The sequence below is a fragment of the Gemmatimonadota bacterium genome (assembly GCA_016209965.1).
In the GTDB taxonomy this organism is placed as follows: domain Bacteria; phylum Gemmatimonadota; class Gemmatimonadetes; order Longimicrobiales; family RSA9; genus JACQVE01.
Window position 1 is genome coordinate 1 of sequence record JACQVE010000282.1, and the last position, 5,533, is coordinate 5,533.

Here is a 5,533-nt window from a genome sequence, read left to right on the forward strand (position 1 = left end):
CAGTTCGAGGGCGTGCTGCCCTACTGGGTGATCGGGAGCGTGGTTGCGGCCAGCGTGATCACGGAGCTGGCGCCGCTGCTGACGGGGATCGCTCTGGTGGGGATCGTAGGCGCGCGCATCGCGGCGGAGCTGGGCGCCATGGAGGTGACGGAGCAGGTGGACGCGCTGGAGGTGATCGGCCGCGACCCCGTGACCTATCTGGTGGTGCCGCGCGTGCTGGCTGGAGTCCTGGTAGCGCCCGCCCTGGTGGCACTGGCGCTGGCCGCCTCGCTGTTCGCCGGCTGGGCCGTGGCCGTGCTGGTCACGCCGGTCAGCTCGGCCGACTTCTGGTTCGGCGTGCGCTATTACGTTCGTGATTTCCCGTTCTTCTTTGCCTTGATCAAGGGCGCGGCGTTCGGCCTGGCCATCACCTTCATTGCCAGCTACGTGGGGCTCGAGGCGCAGGGCGGCTCGAGCGGGGTCGGCCAGGCCACCACGCTGGCGGTGGTGGCCATGGTCTCGGCCCTGCTGGTGCTGGACACCCTGTTCGCGCCGCTGCTGAAGGTGGTACCGGCATGATTCGAATCGAGAAGCTGCACAAGACGTTGGGCGGGCAAGCCGTGCTGCGAGGCGTCGACCTGACGGTTCAGGCGGGAGAGATCCTGGCGCTGGTAGGCGGATCCGGCGCGGGCAAGAGTGTGCTGCTCAAGCACATCATCGGCCTGATCACGCCGGACAGGGGCGAAGTCTATGTGGACGGCCGCCCGGTAGGCCGGGCCAGCTACGCCGAGCTGGCCGAGCTGCGCCGGCGCATGGGCTACGTCTTCCAGGATGGGGCGCTGCTGGACTCGCTCACCATTCGCGAGAACTTGCGGCTGGCGCTGGACGACGACGCGTGCGCGAGCGACACCGCTTACTGCCCCCGCCGTATTGTCGAGACCCTGGCCACGGTGAACCTGGACGAGACCGTGTTGGACAAGCGGCCCAACCAGATCTCGGGCGGGATGCGCAAGCGAGTGGGGGTAGCGCGCGCGCTCATCAACGGTGCGGACATCATCCTGTACGACGAGCCGACCACCGGGCTGGACCCGCAGAATGTGGCGCAGGTGAACGAGGTGATCCTCAAGGCACGGCAGCAGTTGGGCGCCACCAGCATTGCGGTGACCCACGACCTGGCCGCCGTGGGCGCCGTTGCCGACCGGGTGGCCCTGCTGGCGGGCGGGTGCATCCGCTTCCAGGGGACGCCCCGCGCCTTCTTCGACTCCCGCAATCCCTACGTGCTGGCGTTCCTGGGTCAGGGCGCCGGCGTGCTGGCGGAGGTCGCCTGATGGCCAGTTACGACCGGGGCCGCGACGCGGCGCGGGTGGGCGGCCTGATGGCCCTCGCCGTCGTAGTCTTCAGTGCGCTGTTCCTCTGGCTCACGGACCGGGGCTTCGCCCGCCACCGCGCCGACCTCTACGTCCGGCTCCCCAGCGCGGAGCGGCTCAAGAAGGGCGACCCGGTGCTCTTGCGGGGTGTGCCCGTAGGCGACGTGCGCGGCCTGGCCTTCGCGCCAGACGGCGGCGTCGTCGTGCGCACCCGGCTCAAGCGCCGCCTGACCCTCGGCAACGACGCCACAGCCTCGCTCGTGGCGGTGGACGTGTTCGGCGCACAGTCCGTGGTGCTGCGCGAGGGGTCGCCGGCGGCTCACCAGGTCCAGGATGGGGACACCCTGCCGGGCGCGGCAACGCCCTCCCTGGCCGCCCGGGCCGAGGCCCTGGGCGCCGGCGCGGAGCGGCTGCTGGGCGATACTACCGTGACCCTGGTGCACGGCTCGCTGGCCGGCGTGGCCCGGGCCGCCCTCGAGCTGCACGACCTCCTGGCCGGTGCCAACACGCTGCTCGGCACGCAGAGCGCCAGCCTGGCCGCGGCCACGGCCAACCTGGCGCAGCTCAGCCGGAACCTCGAGGGCGCTACCCACGGCCCGGAGCTGGCCGCCACCGTTGCCAACCTCCAGGCCACGACCGCCAACCTGGCCGCCATGACCGCCAACCTCGAAACGGCGTCCGCGACGTTCGGCCGCGTGCTGGCCAGGCTCGAGACCGGCCAGGGCACAGCCGGCCGGCTGCTCCACGACCCGGCGCTCTACGAGCGCGCCTTTGCCGCCACCAGCAGCCTGGACGCGCTGCTCCGCGACGTGCGCGAGAACCCCAAACGCTACATCAACGTATCGGTCTTCTGAGCAAGCGCCGTTGGGCTCGTCGGCCCGAGCCCGCACGCCACCGCAAGGGGGACGCCCCGCCTGGCGCGCCCGCTGCGTCCCTGCAGCCCCGGCGGACCTGGGGCCAAGCGGCATAACATTCCGCTGCCGCGCAGGGCCGGCCACGGTGGCCCCGCAGCACGCACCCCCCACTCAGGCTACGGCTGGCTCCCAGGCAAAGGCCTCGAACTGCTCGTCCAGCGGCGTCCTGGCAATGTGGTTCGTGTAGTTGCTGAGCGTCTTCATGGCCACGCCCACCAGCACCTCCAGCACCTGGTCCCTGCGGTAGCCCGCGTCTAGGAACGCCTGCAGCTCCGCTGCCTCCACGCGCCCGCGCTTCCCCACCACACCAGCGGTGAACCGCCGGAGCGCTTCCAGCTTGGGATCGCCCAGCGGCCGGTGCTCGCGCACGGCCTCCACCTGGTCAGCCGCCAGGCCCGCCATCTTGAGGCCCGCCGAGTGCGCCGCCACGCAGTAATCGCAGCCATTGGCCACGCTGGCCGACGCCAGCACGAGCTGCCGCTCGACCGGCGTGAAAGCGGTTTGCTCCACGAGCTGCGCCAGCAGCGCGTAGGCCTTAACGGCCGCCGGCGCCGCGGCCAGCTCGCCGATCAGGTTGGGCAGAAACCCAAACTTCTGCTGGATCGACCGCATGGTCTCCCTGGACCCCGCCGGCGCTGTCTCAATGGTGTGGATCCTGAACTCGCCCATCTCACCTCCCCAGTTTCTTCGAGTAAAGGCTGCACTTCCGGATTCGGAAGATCGTTGCGAAACTGCATGAACAAAGCGGCCGGCGGGCCGAAGGGTTCCCCAGAGGCCGGTGCGTCAATCTGACCCGCTTCCACTTCCATGTGGTCGTCATCGGAACCAGAAATTCCCGCTGGCCGAGACGTTGCTGCGGACAAACCGCACGACTCCGTCTCTTTCCCAGCGCGCCCGCGTGACGAGACCGTAGCGGGCGTCGCACCGGCGGTCGCGCGGCGCCTAACGCGCGTCCGCGGCTCTCGCGAGGCGCAGCGCCTGCACCTCAGGCGCGCAGCGGCTCGAGCATCCGGCGTCGGCGTGGAGGGGCGGCCGCCGGCGCCGCGGCACGTCGCGCAACTGGGGCGTGTACGCGCCGCGGCGTTCAACCGGCGACGCGCGGGCTCAGCGTGCGGCCGGAACCGGCGCACAGCGATAGCGGAAACGGCTTTCGCGCCGGCCCGACACGTCCCGAGCGTCCCGCCGCGCCATGGTGTGGGCCGGTCCGCCGGATTAGCTTGCGTCAAGCCTTGATCCGCGCCCGGGAGGATTCGATGTCCACGCGCGAGCCTGTCCGACGGATGACGCTCGAGGAATTCCGCCGGCTGCCCAAAGAGGACGGCTATCGTTCAGAGCTGGTCCGGGGGCGTGTAGTCCGGTCGCCCGGGCCCGGCGGCCGGCACGGGGAGGTCGAGGCCAACGTCGTCTACCTGCTGAAGGAGTTGGTCCGGCGCACCGGGGCCGGCAAGGTGCTCTCGGGCGGAGCGAGTTACGTGCTTGAGCGTAGGCCCGACACCGTGCGCGGCCCGGACGTCTCTTTCCTCTCTCGGGAGCGCGTGCCTGCGGCCGGTCTGCCGGAGAGCTGGCCCGACCACGCACCCGACTTGGCCGTTGAGATCCTCTCTCCCTCGAACCGGCCCGGTGAGATACGGGAGCGGCTGACGGACTTCTTCCGCGCCGGCTGCCGCGAGGCCTGGCTCCTCAGCCCGCGCCGCCGGACGGTCGCGGTGCACCGCTCGCTCGATGATGTCCGGGTCCTGAGCGCGGACGCGGAGCTGACCTCCGCTCTGCTGCCCGGCTTCCGCTGCCGGGTCTGGGAGTTCTTCGAGTAGCCGCTGGAGCCACAGCCATTCCACGCGCGGGCGGCTCTCCCGTGCCATTCGCCACGGCTGGCGGGACCACTAAGCTCTCCTCCTCGCCTGCCGCGCATGAGGTCACGAACGGCATCAAATGACAGATCTTTCCAGCGCGCTCCGGAGGACCTTCGAGCTTCTCAAGCAGACGGAGCCCCTTCCGGACGAGCACGACGTTGTCTGGCAGGGTCCGTACTACATCCCGCGCCCGGGCAAGTGGTATCCGTCGCACTTCGTCCTTTATAGCGGGACACTGTACGCCTCACTTTCCATTCCGCCTGTGCGGCACGACCTCTCCTGGAGGATCGGTTCCGACGTTGTTACCTTCGAGCAAGGGTTTTCAATGGGGAATTACCGCCTCGGCGAAACCGAGTGGGCCGAAGCTTTGGCGCAGATCGAGCGGCGATTGCGGTCGGCCGTGAAGGGTTTTGCCACCTATAACCGCCGCGTCGAGAGGCTTCTTCCGCCGACCTGCCGCACTGGGAGAATCCAGCGCCATCTCACCTGGCCGACGGGGTGGAAACCGCCGCTGCCGCCGCGCGACATCAACCGGTTCGAAGAGGGGATCGAGCGAGCCAAGGGGCTGCCGCCGCTCGACGAGATGACGCTGTCCGCCTACCTGGATGCCGTCGCCGTGGCCTACGATTCCGTGTTCGAGGACCTTCGCCCCCTGTTACCGCTGGAGAAATACAAGCGCCGGGCGGACGGCCGGCACGGAGGGCTGCTGGATTTGCCGCCGCGCGACGCTGCAGCCTTTGCCAGGTGGTTCCATGACGGAAAGTGGGCCGGCACACATCCGTGGGAGATCGTCTTCGGCCATCCACACGGCATCATGATCGCGCCGCGTTACCAGACGGACACCAGGCTATGGCTGTACGCGCTGTGGGTGGATTCAGAAACCTGGTACGCGGCCGCCGCGCACATGGGCATAGCGCTCGCCGAGGCCGAGATTCCGTTCGAATTCCACGACTGGAAGAAGGTATCGGCCGCGCTGCAAGGCGTTGACAAAGTGGAGGTCGGCCCCGACCTCTACGCCGTAACCTACGAGGAGCTCGAACAGGAGAGACCCGATGCCCTGGGCTCGATCCGGTGGGACCCGATCCCCCGGATGGGCCCCATCACCCCGCACCAGACGTCGCGGGTTCGGGCTGCCGAGTCCGAAAATTGACCCCGCCTCGAGGCTCGAGCCCAGCCCGCCCTCGCCATCGTTGAGGCGGAAGGCGCCCACCCCCCCACGCGCTCCACTCCCCCGGGAGCAGACCCGGCGCGCTACTCGCTCCGGGCCGCAGCCATGCGCGGCACCCGGGGAAGCGCTGGCTCCGGGAACTTTCCGTCTCACCATCTCCTTTGCTAGGCAGAGGCGATTCTGCGGCACCGGATCGCCTTCTTGAACCGCTCAAATATACCCAGACAGGTATTTGGAAGCGAAGGTGAGGAAACC

Annotated in this window: 6 protein-coding genes; 5 read left to right on the forward strand and 1 reads right to left on the reverse strand. The window is 69.3% G+C overall.

The annotated features are described in order from the left end of the window. The 3 genes from HY703_11200 to HY703_11210 form a co-directional block, all read left to right on the forward strand. Window positions 1-558, forward strand: a 558-nt coding sequence (locus HY703_11200; GenBank protein ID MBI4545753.1) for an ABC transporter permease, incomplete at its 5' end; no start/stop codon positions are given. Further along, window positions 555-1,307 carry an ATP-binding cassette domain-containing protein gene (locus HY703_11205; GenBank protein MBI4545754.1) on the forward strand — a complete coding sequence of 251 codons (753 nt, stop codon included), beginning with the start codon at window positions 555-557 and terminating at the stop codon, window positions 1,305-1,307. The genes HY703_11200 and HY703_11205, both read left to right, overlap by 4 nt. After that, window positions 1,307-2,200: an MCE family protein gene (locus HY703_11210; protein MBI4545755.1), complete on the forward strand. Its 894-nt coding sequence runs from the start codon at window positions 1,307-1,309 to the stop codon at window positions 2,198-2,200. Before HY703_11205 ends, HY703_11210 begins: the two co-directional genes overlap by 1 nt. A 171-nt stretch (window positions 2,201-2,371) precedes the next feature. Here HY703_11210 and HY703_11215 read toward each other — a convergent pair whose 3' ends face one another. Next, window positions 2,372-2,929 (reverse strand): carboxymuconolactone decarboxylase family protein, encoded by a 558-nt coding sequence (locus HY703_11215; GenBank protein MBI4545756.1) that lies wholly within the window; start codon window positions 2,927-2,929, stop codon window positions 2,372-2,374. Between the two features lie 584 nt (window positions 2,930-3,513). On the opposite strand from HY703_11215, the gene HY703_11220 reads away from it, so the two are divergent. Both HY703_11220 and HY703_11225 read left to right on the forward strand, forming a co-directional pair. Continuing rightward, window positions 3,514-4,071 carry a Uma2 family endonuclease gene (locus HY703_11220; GenBank protein ID MBI4545757.1) on the forward strand — a complete coding sequence of 186 codons (558 nt, stop codon included), beginning with the start codon at window positions 3,514-3,516 and terminating at the stop codon, window positions 4,069-4,071. Window positions 4,072-4,189: 118 nt separating this feature from the next. Continuing rightward, window positions 4,190-5,260 carry a hypothetical protein gene (locus HY703_11225; protein MBI4545758.1) on the forward strand — a complete coding sequence of 357 codons (1,071 nt, stop codon included), beginning with the start codon at window positions 4,190-4,192 and terminating at the stop codon, window positions 5,258-5,260. The last annotated feature ends 273 nt before the right edge of the window (window positions 5,261-5,533 follow it).